We start from the raw sequence: 621 nt of genomic DNA, 5'->3' as shown, positions 1-621 counted from the left end.
CCGCGCATCCGGGTTATCTGGGCTCTCAGGACACGTTTTACGTGGGCAACCTGAAAGGTGTCGGACGTATTTATCAGCAGACGTTCGTTGATACGTACTCGAAGGTTGCGCACTGTAAGCTGTATGTTACTAAAACGCCGATTACAGCGGCTGACCTGTTGAATGATCGCGTGTTGCCATTTTACGCGTCTCAGTACCTGCCAATGCTGAGAATACTGACCGACAGGGGCACGGAGTACTGCGGTAAAGTGGAGCAGCATGATTACCAGCTTTATCTGGCAATAAATGATATCGACCACACGAAAACCAAAGCAATGTCGCCGCAGACAAATGGCATCTGCGAACGGTTCCACAGGACGATATTGCAGGAATTTTATCAGGTAGCGTTCCGCAAAAAACTCTATGGTGAACTCGATACATTACAATCGGATCTTGATGAATGGCTGGCTCACTATAATAATGAGCGAACCCATCAGGGGAAAATGTGCTGTGGCCGGACGCCGATGGAAACATTACTTGATGGGAAACGCATCTGGGCTGAGAAGAATTTAAGCCGGATGTAATCTGACAGACACCTGTATGAATAACCGGTAACTGTCAGATCAGGTCTGAGCTAATACA

Annotated in this window: 1 pseudogene; it reads left to right on the top strand. The window is 47.8% G+C overall.

Features of this window, described 5'->3' with window-relative positions:
- Nucleotides 1-563 (top strand): annotated as a pseudogene (locus AQ981_RS25420) (IS481-like element ISErsp1 family transposase); the annotation flags it as partial.
- Nucleotides 564-621: the final 58 nt, after the last annotated feature.

The organism is Entomohabitans teleogrylli (genome assembly GCF_001484765.1).
In the GTDB taxonomy this organism is placed as follows: Bacteria; Pseudomonadota; Gammaproteobacteria; order Enterobacterales; family Enterobacteriaceae; genus Entomohabitans; species Entomohabitans teleogrylli.
The sequence above is the reverse complement of the archived record's forward strand: the minus strand, read 5'-3'. Positions and strand labels throughout refer to the sequence as shown.